Genomic DNA, 19,647 nt, shown 5'->3' with positions numbered 1-19,647 from the left:
GTGACTGGGCACGGGGCAGGACAGGACGAAGAACCCCGTAGTGTTGTCCGCGTGACCGTGAACGCCGAATCCCACGCCGTCGCCAAGGCGACCTGGCGAGACCTGCCCGCGGCGCAGCAGCCCGAGTACCCCGATGCCGAGGCTCTGCGCGATGTGATCGCGGACCTCGAGTCGTATCCTCCGCTCGTCTTCGCCGGCGAGTGCGACCAGCTGCGCGCCCGGATGGGAGCCGTCGCCCGTGGCGAGGCGTTCCTGCTCCAGGGCGGCGACTGCGCGGAGGCCTTCGACGCGGTGTCGGCCGACCACATCCGGGCCAAGCTGAAGACCCTGCTCCAGATGAGCGCCGTCCTGACGTACGCGGCCTCGGTGCCCGTCGTCAAGGTGGGCCGCATCGCCGGGCAGTACTCCAAGCCCCGTTCCAAGGGCACCGAGACCCGTGACGGCGTGACGCTCCCCACCTACCGGGGCGACTCCGTCAACGGCTTCGACTTCAACGAGAAGGCCCGCGTCCCGGACCCCGAGCGCCTGAAGCGGATGTACAACGCCTCCGCCTCCACGCTCAACCTGGTCCGCGCCTTCACCACCGGCGGTTACGCCGACCTGCGCCAGGTGCACGCCTGGAACCAGGACTTCGTGAAGTCGTCCCCGTCGGGTCAGCGCTACGAGCAGCTGGCGCGCGAGATCGACAACGCGCTGAACTTCATGAAGGCCTGCGGCACCGACCCGGCCGAGTTCAAGGCGGTGGAGTTCTACGCCTCGCACGAGGCGCTGCTGCTCGACTACGAGGGCGCCCTGACCCGTACGGACTCGCGCACCGGCAAGCTGTACGACACCTCCGGCCACATGGTCTGGATCGGCGAGCGCACCCGCCAGCTGGACCACGCCCACATCGAGTTCGCCTCGCGGATCGCGAACCCGATCGGCATCAAGCTGGGCCCGACCACCACCCCGGAGGAGGCGCTGACGTACATCGAGCGCCTCGACCCGGACCGCGAGCCGGGCCGGCTGACCTTCATCGTCCGCATGGGCGCCGACAAGGTCCGGGACAAGCTCCCGGAGCTGGTCGAGAAGGTCACCGCCTCGGGCGCCACCGTCGCCTGGGTGACCGACCCGATGCACGGCAACACCTTCGAGGCGGCCTCGGGCCACAAGACCCGCCGCTTCGACGACGTGCTCGACGAGGTCAAGGGCTTCTTCGAGGTCCACAAGGAGCTCGGCACCCACCCGGGCGGCATCCACGTCGAGCTCACCGGCGACGACGTCACCGAGTGCGTGGGCGGCGGCGACGAGATCTTCGTCGACGACCTGCACCAGCGCTACGAGACGGCCTGCGACCCGCGCCTCAACCGGAGCCAGTCGCTCGACCTCGCGTTCCTCGTGGCCGAGATGTACCGCGATCAGTAAGTAGATACCTACGACGATGGGGCGCGGATCCTTGTGATCCGCGCCCCATCGTCGTATCGAAGGCTTTTACGCTCCGGGCCCGCCGGGTAAGGTTAGGTTAGCCTAATCGATCTCGGCGGGAGGTGATCCGCGTGTACGTCTGCTCATGCTTCGGTGTCACGGAGAAGCAGGTCAAGGAGCACGCGGAGGCCGGCGCCCGCACGCCCCGCCAGGTCGCCTCGGCCTGCAAGGCCGGCACGGACTGCGGTTCGTGCGTACGGCGCATTCAGGCCATTCTCGGGCGGGGGAACTGCCCGCGCCGCGAGCTCATCGACCAGGGCATGCCGGCCCTCGCCTCCGAGGACGCCGAGATCGAGCTGCCCGAGGCCGCCTAGCTCGGCTGCTCGATGAGCGTCGAGACGTAGAGCGCCTCGCCCAGCGACTCGATCAGCTCCAGCTGGGTGTCCAGGTAGTCGATGTGGTGCTCCTCGTCCGCGAGGATCTCCTCGAAGAGGTTGGCCGAGGTGATGTCGCCCTTGGCGCGCATGACCTCGATGCCCCGCTTGAGGCGGTCGATCGCCTCCACCTCGACCTGGCGGTCCGCCTGGAACATCTCGGTGATGGTCTGGCCGACGCGCACGTGGAAGAGCCGCTGGTAGTTGGGCAGGCCGTCGAGCATCAGGATGCGCTCGGTCAGCTTGTCCGCGTGCTTCATCTCGTCGATGGACTCTTCGCGGGTGTACTTCGCGAGCTTCGTCCAGCCCTTGTTGTCCTGAATGCGGTAGTGCAGCCAGTACTGGTTGATGGCCGTCAGCTCGCCGGTCAGCTGCTCGTTCAGAAACTCCAGGACCTCGGGGTCGCCCTGCATCGCTCCAGGTTCCTTCCATCACGGGGTGTATCCACCCCGTCACGGGGCAGGATGGCCGCATCCTCGCACTCCGAATGGGGGGCGTCCAGTAAGTGCAGGCTTAGTAGGACTTGCCCGAATGGCCGCGTCCGGGCGGGTGGCTGGTCATGACCACCCCTTGCGGTCTGTCACCATGGGAGGCATGGGTCAGCCGGAGAGCGGAGTACACCGGGACGTGGGGATGCCGGAGATTTCGCCCGAGCTTCCGCCGGGGCAGCGGCTCCAGCGCGGCTGGCCGGTCACCCACTACGGCCCCGTGCCCAAGTTCAAGCCGGAGCGCTGGGAGTTCCGCGTCTTCGGCGCGACCGCCGACGGCGACAAGCGCTGCTGGAACCACGAGGAGTTCTCGGCCCTGCCGTTCTCCACGGTGGTGGCCGATCTGCACTGCGTGACCAAGTTCAGCATGCTCGGCGCCGAATGGGGCGGCGTCGCCGCCCGCACCGTCCTGGAGCTCGCGCCGCCCGCGCCGCACGTCACGCACGTGATGGTGTGGGCCGAGTACGGCTACAGCGCCAACATGCGGCTCGCCGACTTCGCCGCCGAGGGCACGATCTTCGCCACCCACAAGGACGGCGAGCTGCTCACCGCCGAGCACGGCTTCCCGCTGCGGCTCGTCGTGCCGCACCTGTACGCCTGGAAGGGCCCGAAGTGGGTCCGGGGCGTGGAGTACATGACGGCCGACCGCCGGGGCTTCTGGGAGGAGCGCGGCTACCACAACCTCGGCGACCCGTGGACCGAGCAGCGCTACTCGTACCAGGAGGAGCCGGGCGACGGCCCGGAGCTGTAGCGGCCCCGGGCCGTCGCGTACGGCTCGATCGCGGGTCAGTGGTGGTACCGGTGCACCACCGCGTGGCCCTTGCCCCGCCCGATCATCCACTTGTTCACCGGCGTGGTGACCAGGAAGGCGACGGCGAAGGCGAAGGCGAGCGCCCCCCAGAAGAGGGCGTCGTCCAGGTGGGCGTCCATGGCGCCGGGGACCAGCAGCAGCACGCCGTTGTCGACGATCTCCATGACGAGGATCGAGATCGTGTCGGCGGCGAGCGCGACCCTGACGGCGGACCGGAGGTCCAGGCCGGCGGCGAGGACGCCGCGCAGCGTGAGCGCGTAGCCGAAGAAGAAGGCCAGGGCGATCGCGAGGACCATGGTCGGGGCGTTGCCCCAGCCGAGCGCGGTGCCGATGATCATGCCGAGGACCTCGCCGATGGCGCAGCCGGTGAGGCAGTGGAGGGTGGCCTTCGCCGCCGTGCCCCAGGACGCCGTCCCGCCGCCGTGACCGGCGTGGTGGCCCTCGTGGCCGGCGGGGTCCGCGTGTGCGTCGGGGTCGTGGTCGTGACCTGCGTGTTCGCCGTGATGGTGGTGCGTCTCGTGTGCTTCGTGCTCCATGAGGGTGCCCCCAGCCTCGGGTAGCGGTTCCTGCTTCTCCTCGGGAACCGTATACCCCCTCTGGGTATGCCTCAATCGGAAATGATCAGAAGCGGATCAGTCCCGGAGCTTCTTGAGCAGCTCGATGTCGGCGACATGGCCCTCCTTGCCGCCCGGGGTCTCGATGACCAGCGGGACGCCGTCGGTGGCCGGGTGGCGCAGGAGCTCCCGGAAGGCCTCCTGGCCGATGTGGCCGACGCCGATGTTGGCGTGCCGGTCCTTGTGCGCGCCGGCGACGTCCTTCGAGTCGTTGGCGTGGATCAGCCGCAGCCGGCCCTCGCCGACCGTGGCGACCAGCTCGTCCAGGGTCCGTACCGCCCCGCCCGGCTCCGCCAGGTCGTGGCCGGCCGCGAAGATGTGGCAGGTGTCGAGGCAGATCCCCAGCCTGGGGTGGTGGTCGAGCGCGTCGAAGTACGGACCGAAGTCCTCCGCCCGGGAGCAGAGCGAGGAGCCCTGGCCCGCCGTGGACTCCAGGAGCAGGTACGGGTCGTCCTCGTGGGTCAGCTCGTCGAGCAGCGGCAGCATGTGCTCCCGCACCTGCGCCAGCGCCTCCTCACGGGGCCGGCCGCCGGTGGCCGAGCCGGTGTGGACCACCACGCCCCGCGCGCCGATCTCCCGGCCGCGCCGCAGCGAGTGGCGCAGCGACTCCACCGACTTCTCGACGGTGGCCTCCGTGTGGGAGCCGAAGTTGATCAGATAGGGGGCGTGCACCCAGGCCGAGACCGAATCGGCGGCGCACTCCTGGCGGAACCGCTCGTCCTGGGCGGGGTTGCCGGTCGGGGTGGCCCAGCCGCGCGGGTTGGCGACGAAGACCTGGACGGTCTCGGCGCCCAGCTCGCGGGCGTAGCCCAGACCGGTCGTGGCGAGACCGCCGGCCACGGGGACGTGGCCGCCGACGGGGTTGCGCATGGCTCTCTCAGATTCCCTTGATCGTGACGGTGACGGTGGAGCCCTCCGGGGCGGTCGTCCCGCCCTCCACGGACTGGCCCGTGACCTCGTTGCCGAGGAAGGGGAAGGACTTCTCGACCTTCACCTCGAAACCGGCTTCCTCCAGCGCCGTCCGGGCCTCGTCGGTCGTCATGCCGAGCACGTCCGGGACCTCGACGGGGCGCGGGCCCTTGGAGACCGTCAGGGTGACCGCGTCGCCCTTCGCGGCGCGGCTGCCCTCGGCGAGGGACTGGGCGGCGACCGAGCCGGCGGCCTCGGCGGAGTGCACCCGCTCCGGCGCGACGGTGACCTTGAGCCCGGCCTCCTGGAGGGCGGCGGTGGCGTCGGCGACGGTCTCGCCGGTCACGTCGGGGACGTCGACGGGCGCGCCCTTGCTGACCACGAGGGCGACGGCCGAGTCCGGGGCCCGCTCGGTGCCCGGCTCCGGGTCGGAGCCGATCACCGCGCCCTGGGCGACGGTCGTGCTGAAGGCGGTGGACACCACGCCGGGGGCGAGGCCCTGCTCCGTGAGGATCCGCTTCGCCTCGTCGAGCGGCTTGTTCCGCAGGTTGGGCACCTTCACGATCTCCGGGCCGCGGGAGAGGGTGAGCGTGACGGTGGTGTGGCTGCGGACCCGCTCGCCGGGAGCCGGGTCGACGCCCATCACGGTGCCCCGCTCGTACACGTCGCTGAAGGCGCGCTTCGTCGTGCCCAGCTCCAGACCGGCGTCGGCCAGCCGCTTGCCGGCCGCCTCCTCGGTCTGGCCGAGGACGGCGGGGACGCGGGTGAACTGGCCGGCGTTGATGTACCAGACGCCGCCGCCGAGGCCCAGGACGAGCAGCACGCCGAGGACGATCATGAGCGGGCCGCGCGGGACGGGCCGGCGGCGGGTGCGGCCCGCGCCCGCGCCGGGCGGCGGGGGCGCGGGGGTCGCGAGGCGGCTGGTGTGCTGCACCGCGTGCGGGTCGGCGGCCTCGGCCGAGGGCACCGGGCGGGCGATCACGCTGGTGCGGTCCTCGCCGGTGTCCCGCTCCTCGGCGCGGGCCCGCGGCGGCACCGCGTCCAGTTGCGCGTCGGTGAGCGCCGCCCGCGCCTCCCGGGCCCGGGCGAGCAGGGCCACGGCGTCGTGCGGGCGGGCCTCGGGGTCGCGGGCGGTCGCGGCGGCGACCAGCTCGTCCAGCTCCGGCGGCAGCCCGGGGACGGCGGCGGACGGGGCCGGCACGTCGGTGTTCAGGTGCTGGTAGAGCACCTGGGCCGGGGTGTCGCCGGAGTGCGGCTTGGCGCCCGTCAGCATCTCGTACAGGACGACGCCGCAGGCGTACACGTCGGCGCGGGTGTCGGCGGTGCCGTGCTCGATCTGCTCGGGGGCGAGGTACGAGACGGTGCCGAGGACCGCCCCTGTGGTGGCGGTCGCCGAGTTGACGGACCGGACGAGCCCGAAGTCGGCGACCTTGACCCGGCCGTCGTCCCCTATCAGCACGTTCTCCGGCTTCATGTCCCGGTGCACGAACCCGGCCCGGTGCGCGGCGCCGAGCGCGGCGAGCACCGGCTCCAGGACGTCCAGGGCGGCGCGGGGCTGGAGGGCGCCGCGCTCGCGGAGCACGTCCCGGAGGGTGCACCCGGAGACGTACTCCATCGCCAGGTAGACGTAGGCGCCCTCGGCGCCCTGGTCGAAGACGGCGACCACGTTCGGGTGCGCGAGGCGGGCGACGGACTTCGCCTCGCGGATGAACCGCTCGACGAAGACGGCGTCGGCCGCCAGGGCGGGGTGCATCACCTTGAGCGCGAGGACGCGGTCGAGACGGGTGTCCACGGCCCGGTAGACCGTGGCCATCCCGCCGACGGCGATGCGCGCGTCGACGCGGTAGCGGCCGTCGAGCAGCCGCCCGACGAGGGGGTCCTGAAGGGTCGTGTCCACGGCGTCGAGTCTACGAGCCGGTACGGACGCGGCCCGCCCCCCGGGGCCGACCGCAGCACGCTTGTGACGTACCCCGCGCCCCGGCGCCCGGGCGGGGTCAGAAGGCGGGGCGCTCCGGGTCGAGGCGGGCGCGGCCCTCCGTGGGGGAGGACGCCTCCGCGAAGTGGCGGCGGGGGATGCGGCCCGCGCGGCGGGCCAGCCGGCCCGCCTCGACCGCGTGCCGCATCGCCGAGGCCATCAGGACCGGCTCCTGCGCGCGGGTCACCGCCGAGGCGAGCATCACCGCCGCGCACCCCAGCTCCATCGCGAGCGCCGCGTCCGAGGCGGTGCCCGCGCCGGCGTCGAGGATCACCGGGACGCCGGCCCGCTCCACGATCAGCTCGAAGTTGTGCGGGTTGCGGATGCCGAGGCCGGAGCCGATGGGGGAGCCGAGCGGCATGATCGCCGCGCAGCCGACGTCCTCCAGCTTCCGGGCCAGGACCGGGTCGTCGTTGGTGTAGGGGAGGACGGTGAAGCCGTCGTCCACCAGGGTCTCGGCGGCGTCGAGGAGCTCCACCCCGTCCGGGAGGAGGGTCCGCTCGTCGGCCACCACCTCCAGCTTGACCCAGTCGGTGCCCAGCGCCTCCCGGGCGAGCCGGGCGGTGAGGACGGCCTCGCCCGCCGTGTAGCAGCCCGCCGTGTTCGGCAGGACGCGGATGCCGAGCCGGTCCAGGACGGAGAGGACCGAGCCCTGCACGGTCGGGTCGAGGCGGCGCATGGCGACGGTGGTCAGCTCGGTGCCGCTCGCCGCCAGGGAGCGTTCGAGGACGTCCAGGCTGGGGGCGCCGCCGGTGCCCATGATGAGCCGGGAGGAGAACTCCGTACCGCCGAGGACGAAGGTGTCGTCGGACATCGCGCTCAGCCCCCCTGCACCGCGGTCAGCACCTCGACCCGGTCGCCGTCGGCGAGCAGCGTCGCCGCCCACTCGCCGCGCGGCACCACCGTCTCGTTGACGGCGGCGGCGACCCCGGCGGGGGCCGCGGTGAGCCCGGCGACCAGGGAGGCCAGGGAGGCGGGGGCGGCGAGCGCGCGCGGCTCGCCGTTCACGGAGACGGTCACGGACGCGTTCATGCGGGCTGCTCCTGACGTACGGGCAGAGCGGTGGGGAAACGGCGGGGGGAGAAGGGGCGGGCCTCGTCGGGGAGGACGCCGGTGGTCAGCGCCTCCGCCATGACGTCGCCGGTGACGGGGGTGAGGAGGATCCCGTTGCGGTAGTGGCCGGTGGCCAGGAGGAGGCCGGGCAGGGCGCTCGGGCCGAGCAGCGGCGCGTTGTCGGGGGAGCCGGGGCGCAACCCGGCCAGGGTCTCGGTGAGCGGCAGCTCGGTGAGGCCGGGGACCAGCTCGTGGGCGTCGCGCAGCAGCTCGTACACCCCGCCCGCGGTCACCGTGGTGTCCCAGCCCAGCTCCTCGCTGGTGGCGCCGACGACCAGCTCGCCGTTCTCGCGCGGCACCAGGTAGACGTGGCTGCCCCGGACCACGGCCCGGACGGTGCGGGAGAGGAAGGGGGCGTACGGGGCGGGGATCCGCAGCCGCAGGACCTGGCCCTTCACCGGGCGGACCGGCGGCAGGACCGCCGGGGGCACGCCCGCCAGCCGGCCGCTGAGGCTGCCCGCCGCGAGGACGGTCCGGTCCGCGGCCAGCTCGGTGCCGTCGCCGAGGACGACGCCGCGCGCCCGGTCGCCGGTCACCACGAGCCGCTCCGCGACGGCCCGGCGCAGGACCACCCCGGCCCGCTCACAGGCGACGAGCAGCGCGGCGGCCAGCCGGCGGGGGTCCACCTGGTGGTCGCCGTCCACCCGGAGCCCGCCGCGCACCCCGGGCGCCAGCATGGGTTCGAGGCGGCGGCACTCGCGGCCGGACAGCCAGGTGGAGGCGAGCCCGCAGCGGGTCTGGAGGGCGTGCAGCTCGCGCAGGTGGGCGCGGTCGTCGGCGTCGAGCGCCACCGCGAGGGTGCCGCAGGCGCGGTAGCCGACGTCGAGGCCGGTGGCCTCCTCCAGCTCGGCGACGAAGGCGGGGTAGCGCGCGGCGGAGGCGAGGTTGAGCCCGAGCAGGGTCTCCTCGCCGTAGTGCAGTTCGGTGACCGCGGCGAGCATGCCGGCCGCGACGCGCGCGGCGCCGCCGCCCGGCTCGGGGTCGACGACCGCGACGGTCAGCCCGCGCAGGGCCGCCCGCCAGGCCGTGACCAGGCCGATGACGCCGCCGCCGACCACGAGGACGTCGGTGGTGTTCGTGTCGGTGCTGTCGGAAGAACGCATGGGCGTCGCCGCCCCTCCCTTCGCCGGCATGACCCGGATCAGGTTCGTACGGTCGGAGGCCGGCCAGCCTCCCTCTCAGCCCGGTGCGTCCGGGCTCCCGCGAGTGGTGTGTGCCCGCCACCCTAGCCCCCGCCGGCGGGGCGCCGCAGGGGACCTCCCTTCCTGACGGGCCGTCAGATGCGTAAGGTGGGCGGGTGAGCGAGCAGAAGCAGACCCAGCGGCACGTCGTGATCGTCGGCGCGGGCATGGCGGGCGTACAGACCGCCGTCGCCCTGCGCGAACAGGGCTTCGAGGGTCCCGTCACCCTCATCGGCGCCGAACCCCACCAGCCCTACGACCGGCCCCCGCTGTCCAAGGCCGTCCTCCTCGGCAAGGCCGAGCACTCCGCCTTCGACGTCGACTTCGAGTCCCTCGGCGTCGACCTCCGCCTCGGCCTCGACGTCACCGGACTGCGCCCCGCCGAGCGCGAGCTCGTCACCGAGGAGGGCCGCTTCCCGTACGACGCCCTCGTCATCGCCACCGGCGCCCACCCGCTCACCCTCCCCGGCACCGAGGGCGTCCCCGGCGTCCACCTGCTGCGCACCCTCGACGACGCCGTCCGCCTCGGGCCCGTCCTCGCCGGCGGCGGCTCCGTCGTCGTGGTCGGCGCCGGCTGGATCGGCGCCGAGTTCGCCACCGCCGCCCGCGAGGCCGGCTGCGCCGTCACCGTCGTCGAGGCCGCCGCCCTCCCGCTGGCCGGCGCCCTGCCCGACGAGGTCACCACCGCCATGGCCGGCTGGTACGCCGAGAGCGGCGCCGAACTCCTCACCCACGCGCGCGTGGAGACCGTCAGGCCCGGCGCCGTCGTCCTCGCCGACGGCCGCGAACTGCCCGCCGACGCCGTCGTCGTCGGCATCGGCGCCCGGCCCGCCACCGGCTGGCTCGCCGGCTCCGGCATCGCCCTCGACCCGAGCGGCGCCGTCACCGCCGACGACCGGCTGCGCACCTCCCTGCCCGACGTGTACGCGGTCGGCGACTGCGCCTCCTTCCCCTCCGCCCGCTACGGGGAGCGGCTCCTCGTCCACCACTGGGACAACGCCCTCCAGGGCCCCCGCACGGTCGCCGCCGACCTCACCGGCGCCGACGGCCCCGCCCCGGAGCCGTACGACCCCGTCCCGTACTTCTGGTCCGAGCAGTTCGGCCGCTTCGTCCAGTACGCCGGCCACCACGCGGGCGCCGACGCGCTGGTGCGGCGCGGCGATTCGTCCGGCGCCTCCTGGTCGGTGCTCTGGCTGCGCGCCGGAGTGCCCGTCGCGCTGCTCGCCGTCGGCCGCCCCCGCGACCTCGCCCAGGGGCGCAGGCTCATCGAGGCCGGCACCCCCGTCGACCCCGAGCGCGTCGCAGACCCGGGCGTCCCGCTGAAGTCGGCGGTCCGGTAGCGCGCCTGGAGCCGGCGGTCCGGTAGCACCCCCGTACGGAGGCGGGCGGGGCGGGCCCGACTACCGGCCGCCGGTCCCGGATGGCAGGCTTGTCCCGTGACCGAGATTGACGCAAACATCGATGCTCTCGTCCCCGCCTGGCTCTACCTCCCCGACATCGCGGAGATGCTCGACGTCGAGGTGACGCGGGTGCGGCAGCTGGTGAAGGAGGGCCAGCTGATCGCCGTGCGCCGCGGGGAGAACAACGCCCTCCAGGTGCCCGCCGCCTTCATCCAGGACGACAAGGTCGTCAAGGGCCTCGCCGGCACCCTGACGCTCCTGCGGGACGACGGCTTCTCCGACGAGGAGATGCTGGAGTGGCTCTTCACCGCGGACCCGACCCTGCCCGGCACCCCCGCGCAGGCCCTCGGCGAGAATCGCGGCACGGAGGTGAAGCGCCGGGCCCAGGCGCTCGCCCTCTGAACCACCGGACCACCACCGCCGGTGCCGCGGCCCCGCGCCGCGGCACCGGCGCCACCCGACGGGGGAACCACCATGCCCACGCCTCGTGAGCGGCTCGCCGACGCCCGGCTCTACCTGTGCACCGACGCCCGGAAGCGCCAGGGCGACCTGCCCGACTTCCTCGACGCCGTGCTCTCCTCCGGCGTGGACGTCGTGCAGCTCCGCGACAAGGGCATGGAGGCCGGCGAGGAGCTGGAGCACCTCGCCGTCCTCGCCGACGCCTGCCGCCGCCACGGCAAGCTCCTCGCCGTGAACGACCGGGCTGACGTCGCCCACGCCATCGGCTCCGACGTCCTCCACCTCGGCCAGGGCGACCTGCCCGTCCCCGCGGCCCGCGCGATCCTCGGCGACGAGGTGCTGATCGGCCGCTCCTGCCACGCCGAGTCCGAGGTGGCCGCGGCCGCCGCCGAGCCCGGCGTCGACTACTTCTGCACCGGCCCCTGCTGGCCCACCCCCACCAAGCCCGGCCGGTACGCCCCCGGCCTCGACCTGGTGCGGTACGCGGCGGGCCTCGCCCAGGACCGCCCCTGGTTCGCCATCGGCGGCATCGACGGGACCAACCTGGACGAGGTGCTGGACGCCGGGGCCCGCCGGATCGTCGTGGTCCGCGCGCTCACCGAGGCCGACGACCCGGCCGCGGCCGCCGCCTCCCTCGCCGCGCGCGTCCGGGAGCGGGCCGGAGCCTGACGGCCCCGCCGGACGGCCGCGCGGCGCACGGCTCCGGCGCGCGGCCCCACGGCACACGGCCCCGTCGGCCCCGCCCGGCCGGGCCCGGAGGGGCCGGTTCCGTCTCGCACCGGTGTCCGAAAAGGTGTCCAGTACTCGGACGCGGTTTCCGCGCCTCCCTGGACCCCGTCTAACCTGCCCGTATGGCCCTTGGAACCGCTTCCGTCCGTACGGACCGAGCCCGCACGGTCCGCGAGATCCTCGCCTCCGGGACGTCGTACTCCTTCGAGTTCTACGCACCCCGGACGGCCAAGGGCGAGCAGGTCCTCTGGAACGCCATGCGCCGCGTCGAGGCCGTCGGCCCCAGCTTCGTCTCCGTGACCTACGGCGCCGGCGGCTCCACCCGCGGCGGCACCGTCAAGGCCACCCAGAAGATCGCCTCGGACACCACCCTCACCCCGGTCGCCCACCTCACCGCCGTCGACCACTCGGTCGCCGAGCTGCGCAACGTCCTCGGGCAGTACGCCGACGCCGGCATCCGCAACATGCTCGCGCTGCGCGGCGACCCGCCCGGCGACCCGCTGGGCGACTGGGTCGAGCACCCCGAGGGCGTCCGCTACGCCGCCGACCTGGTCCGTCTCATCAAGGAGTCCGGCGACTTCTGCGTGGGCGTCGCCGCCTTCCCCGAGATGCACCCCCGGTCCGCCGACCGGGACACCGACATCCGGCACTTCGTCGACAAGTGCCGGGCGGGCGCCGACTACGCGGTGACCCAGATGTTCTTCGACCCGGAGAACTACCTGCGGCTCCGCGACAGCGTCGAGAAGGCCGGCTGCGAGACCCCGATCATCCCCGAGGTCATGCCCGTCGTGAACGTGAAGACGCTCGACCGGCTGCCCCAGCTCAGCAACGCGGCCTTCCCCGCCGACGTGAAAGAACGCATCCTCGCGGTCAAGGACGATCCCGCCGCTGTACGCTCCATCGGTATCGAGTTCGCGACGGAGTTCTGCGCGCGGCTGCTGGCCGAGGGCGTCCCCGGACTGCACTTCATCACGCTCAACAGCTCCACCGCGACGCTCGAGATCTACGAGAATCTCGGACTGCACCAGCAGTCCTGACCGGTCACACCCGCCCCGACCCGCGGCGGTGGCCGTAGAGAGGGGCTGCGGGGCATGGGGTGGACGGTCCTCTACATCGCGTTCGGCTTGGTGGCGCTCTGGCTGCTGGGCGAAGTGCTCCTCCAGTACAAGGCACGGCTGCGCTGGCGGATCCTCGCCTTCTGCGGCTTCCTCGGCGTGGTCGCCGGCGTGCTGCTGCCCTCGGTGGCGGTCATCATCGCCGGCGCCGTCGCCTTCGCCGTCGGCCAGACCTTCGTGACCCTCTCCTTCCGCCGCGGCTTCTCCACCGGCTGGGCGATCGGCGGCCGCCCCGGCGCCAGCCGCCGCCGCAAGGCGGGCACGGAACCGGGGGCCGGCCCCACCCTGGAGGTCTCCGGCCTCGCCTACGAGGACGCCGACGCGGCACGCGCCCCCGGCCCCGACGCCGAGGAACTGCGCGCGGGGGCAGGCCCGGACTCCGTCTACGAGCCGCAGCCCCTGCCCGAGGACACCGGCCAGTACGGCGTCTACGGCGGGCAGCACGACCAGGCCCAGCAGGCCCCCGCGTACGGCGGCTACGACCCGGGCGCCCAGGACACCGGCGCGTACGACACCACCGGCTACGGCACCGGCGGCTACGCCCCCGCCGGCCAGGACGCCCCCGCGTACGACACCTACGCCGCCGGCTACGAGCAGCAGCCCGGCTACGACTACGGCACCGCGGGCGCCCCGCAGCAGTACGCCGCCTACTCCGACCCGTACATCGGCCCCGGCACCGACGGCCAGCAGTACACGTCGTACTACGGCGACCCCTACGCCCCCTCGTACAGCTACGACACCCCGCCCGGCGGCGTCTGGGTCCCGCAGCAGCGCGACACCGACGAGCAGCCGCCCCAGGCCCACGCCCCGGGGCAGTACGGCTACGAGCCGCACCCGGACGAGCAGTCCCAGTACCGCTACTGAGCCGACGGGGCGGACCGGCTCACCGCGAGCCGCGGAACTCCGCGCCCTCCACGATCAGCCCGGCCACCAGAGCGCCCGACATGCCCGCGTGGGCGAGCCCGCCGCCGGGGTGCGACCAGCCGCCGGCGAAGTAGAGGCCGGGGACGGGGGAGAGGCTGGGCGCGGGCAGCCACTCCCCGCCCGCGTCCGCCAGCGCCGGACCCGGGACCTCGGCCGACCCGGTCGCCGCCCGTACGTCCTCCGGCGTGCGGACGTGCCGCCACAGCAGCCGCTCCGCGAGCCCCGGCACCGCACGCTCGGCCGCCTCGACCATCCGGTCGGGGAGGGCCGTCCCGGCCATCCGGCCGGCGAAGGGCTCCCACTCCCGCTCACCGGAGGTCCGCACGGTCGCCGTGACCGTCACCGCCTCGTAGGCACCCCCCGGACGCAGCGCCGGGTCGTCCGGCCGCAGCACCGTCACGGTCGGCCGCCCGCCCTCCGCGTGCACGACGGTCCGGTGGACCGCCCCCGCCTCCCGGGGGCCGCGCAGGGCCAGACAGACCGTCACCCGGCTCGTCCCGTTCGCCTGGTGGCGAGGCGGCACCTCACCGTGGGGGAGCGCCGGCAGCGGGGCCCCGGACACCACGTGGTCGGCCTCGACGGTCTCGCCACCGGACAGCCGGACGCCCACCGCCCGCCCGGCCTCGGTCAGGACCTCGTCCACGGCCGCGTCGAAGACGAACTCCACCCGCCGCTCCCGGCAGCGCTCGTACACCGCGTCCGCGAGCGCCCGGATGCCGCCCGCCACGTACCAGCTGCCGAAGGTCTGCTCCATGTACGGCAGCACGGCGGCGGACGCCGGGGCGGAGGACGCCGGGAAGCCGTACGCCTCCGCGTAGGAGTCGAGCAGCGCGATCAACCGGGGGTCCTTCAGCTCCCGCTCGCCGACCTGGGCCAGCGACCGCGTCGGACGGCGCAGGAGCCCCGCCTTGAGCGCCGGATACGGCTCCTGGGCGAGCGCCTTCGGGTCGGCGGGCTGCGGCTCCTCCAGGAGCGGGCGCCGGGTGCGGTCCCACGCCTCGCGGGCCCGCGTCAGGAAGTCGCCCCAGCGCTCGCCCGCGCCCGCGCCGAGCGCCGCGTCCAGCGCGGCGACCGTGCCGGCCCGGGAGGCGTTCGGCAGGTCCACGCGGATGCCGTCGGCGAAGACGTGCCGGGCGGCCGGATCGACCTGGCGCAGCCCGACACACTCCTCCAGCGGCTTCTTCCCCGTCTTCACGAAGAGATCGCGGTAGACCGCGGGCAGGTGCAGCAGCCCGGGTCCGGTGTCGAAGGCGAAGCCGTCGCGCTCGAAGCGGCCCACCGCCCCGCCGTACGTCGAGGACCGCTCGTACACCGTCACCGTGTGTCCGGCGACCGCGAGCCGCGCCGCCGCCGACATGGCGCCGAGACCCGCGCCGATCACCACAATCCGTCCCATGTCAGGGACCCTATCGGCCCCCGCCGACAGAGCGGTCCGCAGGTGGGCCGCCCTCCGCCGAGGCCGGCCTGCGCTCCTCGCGGCGCTGCGCCCGGCGGCGCAGGAAGCGCCGGATCCGGGAGGCCAGGAAGACCAGCAGCCACACGCCGAGCGCCAGCAGCACGGCGGCGATCACCGCCGCCGCCACCGGATGGAATATCGCGAAGGTGATGACACCGGCGACCGCGAGGTCCTCGCCCGTGCTGATCGCGATGTTGGAGAACGGCTCCGGCGAGGTGTTCACCGCCATCCGCGTCCCCGCCTTGACCAGATGGCTCATCAGCGCCGTCGAACCGCCGATCGCCCCCGCCGCCAGCTCGGGCAGCGAACCGCTCTCGCCCGCCAGCAGGGCCGCCACCACGGCGCCTGCGACCGGCCGGATCACGGTGTGGACGGAGTCCCAGACGTTGTCCACGTACGGGATCTTGTCCGCGACGGCCTCGCACAGGAACAGCACGCCGGCCACGATCAGCACGTCCGTGCGCTGGAGCGCCTCGGGCACCTCGTCGGTGAGCCCGGTCGCGCCGAAGACACCGAGGAGCAGGACCACCGCGTAGGCGTTGATCCCGCTCGCCCAGCCGCTCGTGAAGACCAGGGGGAGTACGGACACGCTCGCGATCGTAACGAGGCCGCGCCCGTACGTCACGACTGAGTACGTGTACTCAGACGCCGAGATGAGTACGCGCGCGGATGGGGGAGGGGCCGTCCGGAGGAGAGAGTGGAGCCCACGGAAGGGGCACGGCTCCGGAACCGCCGGCACGGGGCGGCGGAACGGGGCCGTGCGCCTGCCGGCACGGGGGACGTGCACGGGGGTGTACGAAGGAAGCGCCGGTCCGGCGTGGCTCGGGGGGATCGAGCCTCGCGGGACCGGCGCTTCTCGTCGTTCCTGCCCGTCGTTCCTTCTCCTCGTCCGGGTCGCGTACCGGCTCAGCCGCGCCCGCCCACGCGCCCGTGCAGCAGCAGCGACAGCGCCGCGTGCACGTCGTCGAGGGAGCGCTCGCTCTGGAAGGCCTTCCAGTCCAGGGCGGCGACCAGGACCATGCCGACCAGGGCCGCCGCCGTCAGCTGGACGTCGATCTCCTCGCTCAGCTCGCCCGCCTCGACGCCCTCGCGCAGCACGCCCTCCACGACGGCGACGGCTTCCTGGCGGACCACCAGGAGCGTGGAGTTCCAGGCGCGGTTGGTGCGCCAGAGCTCGGCCACGTACAGCTGGGTGAAGGCCGGGTAGCGGTCGATGAAGACGAGGCCGGCCCGGATCATCGCGTCCAGTGCGGCCGTCCGGCTGCCGCCCGCCGCCGCGGTCTCCTCGGCCGCCGTCCGCAAGGAGGCGGTGAGGAGGGAGACGCCGTGGCGCAGCAGCTCCTCGAAGAGCTCGGTCTTGCTCTTGAAGTTGTAGTAGACCGTGCCCTTGGCCACCCCGGCCCGCTCGGCGATCTCGTCGACCGTCGTGGCCGAGAAACCCTGCTCGGCGATGAGGGTGACGGCCGCCTCGTAGAGCTTGGCGCGGGTGGCCTGGCGCCGGGTGCTGCTGCTTTCCATGGGATCGATTCTCACAGAGGCGGCGCGGGTCACAGGGACAGTTCGGGGTGCAGCCGGTCCAGCGTCCACACCTGCTTGCGCCGCGCGGAGACCGCGGTCAGGGCGAGCGCGCCCAGGGTGAAGGCGGTGAGGACGGCGACGGCCTCCCAGACCGGACCGAGCCCGCCGCCGCTGATGAGCCGGCGCAGCGCGTCGACCACGTGGGTCATCGGCAGGAAGGGGTGGACGGCGTTGAAGAAGCCCGGGCTGGTCTGCACCGGGTAGGTGCCGCCCGCCGAGGTCAGCTGGACCATGAGCAGCGCGAGCACCAGGATCCGGCCGGCCGCGCCGAAGCGGGCGTTGAGCCACTGGATGATCGCGGCGAAGCAGCAGGTCACCAGGGCGAGGAAGCCGACCGTGCCGGCCGCCCTCGCCATCTCCAGGCCGAGGCCCCAGTGCAGGACGGAGAGGAGCGCGCCGACCTGGAGGACGCCGATCGCCGCCACCGGGAACCAGCCGGCCAGCGCGATCCGCCAGGCGGAGGCGCCCGCCGCGAGGGCCCGCCGGTTCATCGGCTGGATGATCATGTAGGCGACCATCGCGCCGACCCAGAGGGAGAGCGGGATGAAGTACGGGGCGAAGCCCGTGCCGTAGTTCGGCGCCTTGTGGAGCGACTGGGCGGCCAGCTTCACCGGGTCGGCCATGACCTCGGTGCGCCGGTCGCGCTCGTCCTTGTCGTAGTCCGGGATCTGGTCGACGCCGTCCTTGAGCCCGGTGGCGAGCGAGCCGGAGCCGTCGGCCAGCTTGAACAGGCCGCCGTCGAGGTCGCCGGCGCCCTTCTTGAGCCGGCCGACCCCGCTGTCCAGGCTGACCGAGCCCGCGCGGGCGCCGGTGACGCCGGTGTGCAGCCGCTCGGCGCCGTCGGCGACCTTCTTCGCGCCCCTGTTGAGTTCGTTGATCTTCCGGATGGCGTCCTCGACGTCCTCGTCCAGGTGCGGGGCGCGGGCGGCCAGCTCGTCGGCCTCCTTCTTGAGCTTCTTCAGCCGCGTGTCGAGCGTCTTCAGATCGCCCTTGCCGCTCCCGGTCAGCTCGTGCACGTCGTCCGCGACGGTCGCGACGTCCCCGGCGTTGGTCGACGCCTCCTTCAGGGCGGCGCAGAACTCCTTGTTGTCGGGGAGGGCGAAGCCCTCGGGCAGGGTCACGCCCTCGGGCAGCTCGATCGGCGGAGCGGTGCCGGGCTTCGCGCAGGACTCGCGGTGCAGCCGGGAGAGCGTGTCGGCCGCCTTGTGGGCGGCGGTGCGCAGCACCGGGGCGCGGCGGACCAGGTCCTCCAGGTCGTTGCGGGCGGCGGTGGCCGAGTCGGAGACCAGCTTGGCGGTGTCGCGGATCGACTTGCCGTTGTTCGCCAGGTAGGGGCGGACCTTGTCCGCGGTGCCGTTGACCTTGTCGGCGAGCGACTGGGTGCCGTTCGCGACCTTGCGCGTGCCGGTCTGGACGTCCTTGGAGCCCTTGTCCAGCTTCTTCAGGCCGGAGGCCAGGTCGCTGCTGCCGGTCTTGGCGTCGGTCAGGCCGTCGGAGAGGTCCTTGGACCCCTTCTTGGCCTTGTCCACGCCCTTCTTGAGGTCGGCCGCGCCCTTGGCGGCCTCGGCGGTGGCCTCGTGGATGTCGGAGAAGGAGATGAAGATCTTGTCGAGGAAGGTCCGGGAGGACTTCGTGGACGCGGCGGTGCGCACCTCGGAGAAGACCGTCCGCGAGATCTGGCCGACGATGTAGTTGTTGGAGTCGTTCGTCCGGACCTTCAGGGCGCCGGTCTCGGGGGAGTCCCCGGAACTGGAGGCGATCCGCTCGCTGAAGTCGGCGGGCACGGTCAGGGACAGGTAGTACGTGCCGTCCTCGACGCCCTTGCGCGCCTCCGCGTCGCCGACCCGGTGCCACTCGAAGGTCCTGCTCTCCAGCAGCCCCTCCGTGAGGTCCGCGCCGGCGGTGATCCGCTTGCCGTCGGCGGTGGCGCCGCGGTCCTCGTCGACGAGGGCCACGGGCAGCCGGTCGAGCCTGCTGTACGGGTCCCAGAACGAGTACAGGTACAGGGCGCCGTACAGCAGCGGCAGCAGCAGGACCGCGACGAGCGCGGCGCGCGGCAGCTTCCCCCTCCCGAAGCGCCTCAGCTCAAGCGCGGCCAGTTTCGGCGAGCGCATCGTCCGCCCCCTCCTCGGTGATGTCGTCTTCGGCGGTGGTTCCCGTGTCCGGACCGGCCGTCGCGGTCTTCGCGGTGGTCTTCGCGTCCTGGTCGGGCCCCGGGGTGTCCGCGGTGGGCTCCGCGTCCCGGTCGGGCCTCGTGTCGGCGCCGACCGTGGTGATGCGCAGGGCGCCGGCCGGGGCCTCGCTGCAGACGGCGAGGACGGTGGTGCCGGCGTCGGCCACCGCGCGCAGCAGCGCCCAGGCCTCGGCCCGGTCGGCGTCCGACAGCTTCAGGTCCGTGTCGTCCACGGCGAGCAGCCGCGGCCGGCCGATGAGGGCCAGCGCGATCGACAGCCGCAGCGCCTCCAGGCGCTCCAGGTCCCGTACGGAGGTCCGCTCGCCCTTCGGCAGGGCGGCCGGGTCCAGCCCGGCGGCCGCCAGGGCCTCGTCGATCCGGGCCCCGGCCTCGGCGGCCCGGGCGCCGGGGCGGCGCAGCAGGGCGCGGACCGAACCGTCGAAACGGCGCTGGAGCAGCGCCCGCTCGCGCAGGTGCTCGGCCACCGTGAGGGACGGGTCGAGCTCGCTCACGCCGGGCACCTGCCCGAGCGCGGCGATCCGGCGCACGGCCGCCATCCGGCGTGGCAGCGGCAGCCCGCCGACCTCGGCGTGGCCCTCGTGGGTCCTCATCCGCCCGGTGAGCGCGAGCAGCAGACAGGTGCGGCCGCTGCCGGACGGGCCTTCGAGCGCCACCAGGGACCCGGCCCCGGCGCGGAAGGAGACCTCCCGGAAGGCCCAGCCCCGGGGGCCCTTGAGCCCCAGCCCCTCGGCCACGAGCGCGGCGCCGTGCGCCGCCGGGCCGTGGCCGGTGCCGGGCTCCCCGCCGGCGTCCTCCGGAGACGGCCGTGTGGTCAGGTCGTCGGATCCCACGGATCCACCCCCCGCTTCCCCACTTTTGAACTG

Annotated in this window: 20 protein-coding genes and 1 riboswitch; of the genes, 8 read left to right on the top strand and 12 right to left on the bottom strand. The window is 73.7% G+C overall.

The window, feature by feature from the left end; genetic code table 11:
- Positions 1–51 precede the first annotated feature (51 nt).
- Together ACF1ED_RS12180 and ACF1ED_RS12175 are read left to right on the top strand one after the other, a co-directional pair.
- Entirely contained in the window at positions 52–1,404 is a 1,353-nt protein-coding gene (locus tag ACF1ED_RS12180) for a class II 3-deoxy-7-phosphoheptulonate synthase (protein WP_391759298.1), read from the top strand.
- 122 nt (positions 1,405–1,526) lie between these two features.
- A complete protein-coding gene (locus ACF1ED_RS12175) occupies positions 1,527–1,778 on the top strand; it encodes a bacterioferritin-associated ferredoxin (protein WP_391759296.1) in 252 nt (83 codons plus the stop codon).
- Here the strand turns inward: ACF1ED_RS12175 and bfr are convergent.
- Complete coding sequence (gene bfr, locus ACF1ED_RS12170) at positions 1,775–2,251, bottom strand: bacterioferritin (protein WP_361394084.1); 477 nt, start codon at positions 2,249–2,251, stop codon at positions 1,775–1,777. The genes ACF1ED_RS12175 and bfr overlap by 4 nt on opposite strands.
- A 181-nt stretch (positions 2,252–2,432) precedes the next feature.
- Between bfr and ACF1ED_RS12165 the strand changes: the two genes are divergently transcribed.
- Positions 2,433–3,077, top strand: a complete 645-nt coding sequence (locus ACF1ED_RS12165; protein WP_043223051.1) for a sulfite oxidase-like oxidoreductase — start codon at positions 2,433–2,435, stop codon at positions 3,075–3,077.
- Between the two features lie 35 nt (positions 3,078–3,112).
- Here the strand turns inward: ACF1ED_RS12165 and ACF1ED_RS12160 are convergent, their stop codons facing one another.
- The 6 genes from ACF1ED_RS12160 to thiO form a co-directional block, all read right to left on the bottom strand.
- Positions 3,113–3,673, bottom strand: coding sequence for a DUF4396 domain-containing protein (locus ACF1ED_RS12160; protein WP_391759294.1), 561 nt, complete (start codon positions 3,671–3,673; stop codon positions 3,113–3,115).
- Positions 3,674–3,769: 96 nt separating this feature from the next.
- A complete protein-coding gene (locus ACF1ED_RS12155; RefSeq protein WP_391759292.1) occupies positions 3,770–4,621 on the bottom strand; it encodes a deoxyribonuclease IV in 852 nt (283 codons plus the stop codon).
- A 7-nt stretch (positions 4,622–4,628) separates the two neighbouring features.
- A complete protein-coding gene (pknB, locus tag ACF1ED_RS12150) occupies positions 4,629–6,557 on the bottom strand; it encodes a Stk1 family PASTA domain-containing Ser/Thr kinase (protein WP_391759290.1) in 1,929 nt (642 codons plus the stop codon).
- 97 nt (positions 6,558–6,654) lie between these two features.
- Entirely contained in the window at positions 6,655–7,449 is a 795-nt protein-coding gene (locus ACF1ED_RS12145) for a thiazole synthase (protein ID WP_391759288.1), read from the bottom strand.
- 5 nt (positions 7,450–7,454) lie between these two features.
- Positions 7,455–7,667: a sulfur carrier protein ThiS gene (gene thiS / locus ACF1ED_RS12140; protein WP_391759286.1), complete on the bottom strand. Its 213-nt coding sequence runs from the start codon at positions 7,665–7,667 to the stop codon at positions 7,455–7,457.
- On the bottom strand, positions 7,664–8,851 hold the full coding sequence (gene thiO / locus ACF1ED_RS12135; RefSeq protein WP_391759284.1) for a glycine oxidase ThiO: 1,188 nt from the start codon (positions 8,849–8,851) through the stop codon (positions 7,664–7,666). The genes thiS and thiO overlap by 4 nt, the downstream gene beginning before the upstream one ends.
- Positions 8,849–8,962: riboswitch (TPP riboswitch) on the bottom strand. Its footprint overlaps the gene before it by 3 nt.
- An 83-nt stretch (positions 8,963–9,045) precedes the next feature.
- Between thiO and ACF1ED_RS12130 the strand changes: the two genes are divergently transcribed.
- From ACF1ED_RS12130 to ACF1ED_RS12110, 5 genes are all read left to right on the top strand, one after another.
- Positions 9,046–10,269: an NAD(P)/FAD-dependent oxidoreductase gene (locus ACF1ED_RS12130; RefSeq protein ID WP_391759280.1), complete on the top strand. Its 1,224-nt coding sequence runs from the start codon at positions 9,046–9,048 to the stop codon at positions 10,267–10,269.
- A gap of 96 nt (positions 10,270–10,365) precedes the next feature.
- On the top strand, positions 10,366–10,731 hold the full coding sequence (locus ACF1ED_RS12125) for an Rv2175c family DNA-binding protein (protein WP_391759278.1): 366 nt from the start codon (positions 10,366–10,368) through the stop codon (positions 10,729–10,731).
- Between the two features lie 72 nt (positions 10,732–10,803).
- A complete protein-coding gene (gene thiE, locus ACF1ED_RS12120; protein ID WP_391759276.1) occupies positions 10,804–11,457 on the top strand; it encodes a thiamine phosphate synthase in 654 nt (217 codons plus the stop codon).
- Between the two features lie 182 nt (positions 11,458–11,639).
- Complete coding sequence (metF, locus tag ACF1ED_RS12115) at positions 11,640–12,554, top strand: methylenetetrahydrofolate reductase [NAD(P)H] (RefSeq protein ID WP_391759274.1); 915 nt, start codon at positions 11,640–11,642, stop codon at positions 12,552–12,554.
- A gap of 54 nt (positions 12,555–12,608) precedes the next feature.
- Positions 12,609–13,496, top strand: a complete 888-nt coding sequence (locus ACF1ED_RS12110; protein ID WP_391759272.1) for a hypothetical protein — start codon at positions 12,609–12,611, stop codon at positions 13,494–13,496.
- Between the two features lie 19 nt (positions 13,497–13,515).
- Here the strand turns inward: ACF1ED_RS12110 and ACF1ED_RS12105 are convergent, their stop codons facing one another.
- The 5 genes from ACF1ED_RS12105 to ACF1ED_RS12085 form a co-directional block, all read right to left on the bottom strand.
- Entirely contained in the window at positions 13,516–14,952 is a 1,437-nt protein-coding gene (locus ACF1ED_RS12105; protein ID WP_391759270.1) for a phytoene desaturase family protein, read from the bottom strand.
- Between the two features lie 10 nt (positions 14,953–14,962).
- Positions 14,963–15,601, bottom strand: coding sequence for a DUF4126 domain-containing protein (locus ACF1ED_RS12100; RefSeq protein ID WP_391759269.1), 639 nt, complete (start codon positions 15,599–15,601; stop codon positions 14,963–14,965).
- Between the two features lie 317 nt (positions 15,602–15,918).
- Positions 15,919–16,530: a TetR/AcrR family transcriptional regulator gene (locus ACF1ED_RS12095; protein ID WP_391759267.1), complete on the bottom strand. Its 612-nt coding sequence runs from the start codon at positions 16,528–16,530 to the stop codon at positions 15,919–15,921.
- A gap of 29 nt (positions 16,531–16,559) precedes the next feature.
- Positions 16,560–18,704 carry a YhgE/Pip family protein gene (locus ACF1ED_RS12090; RefSeq protein ID WP_391759265.1) on the bottom strand — a complete coding sequence of 715 codons (2,145 nt, stop codon included), beginning with the start codon at positions 18,702–18,704 and terminating at the stop codon, positions 16,560–16,562.
- The gene (locus ACF1ED_RS12085) at positions 18,676–19,518 is read right to left on the bottom strand and encodes an ATP-binding cassette domain-containing protein (protein WP_391759761.1); all 843 of its coding nucleotides are present in this window, start codon (positions 19,516–19,518) and stop codon (positions 18,676–18,678) included. Before ACF1ED_RS12085 ends, ACF1ED_RS12090 begins: the two co-directional genes overlap by 29 nt.
- Positions 19,519–19,647: the final 129 nt, after the last annotated feature.

Origin of the sequence: Streptomyces sp. NPDC014656 (assembly GCF_043084305.1) — a bacterium.
Classification (GTDB): domain Bacteria; phylum Actinomycetota; class Actinomycetes; order Streptomycetales; family Streptomycetaceae; genus Streptomyces.
This window is presented reverse-complemented; position numbering and strand designations above follow the sequence as displayed.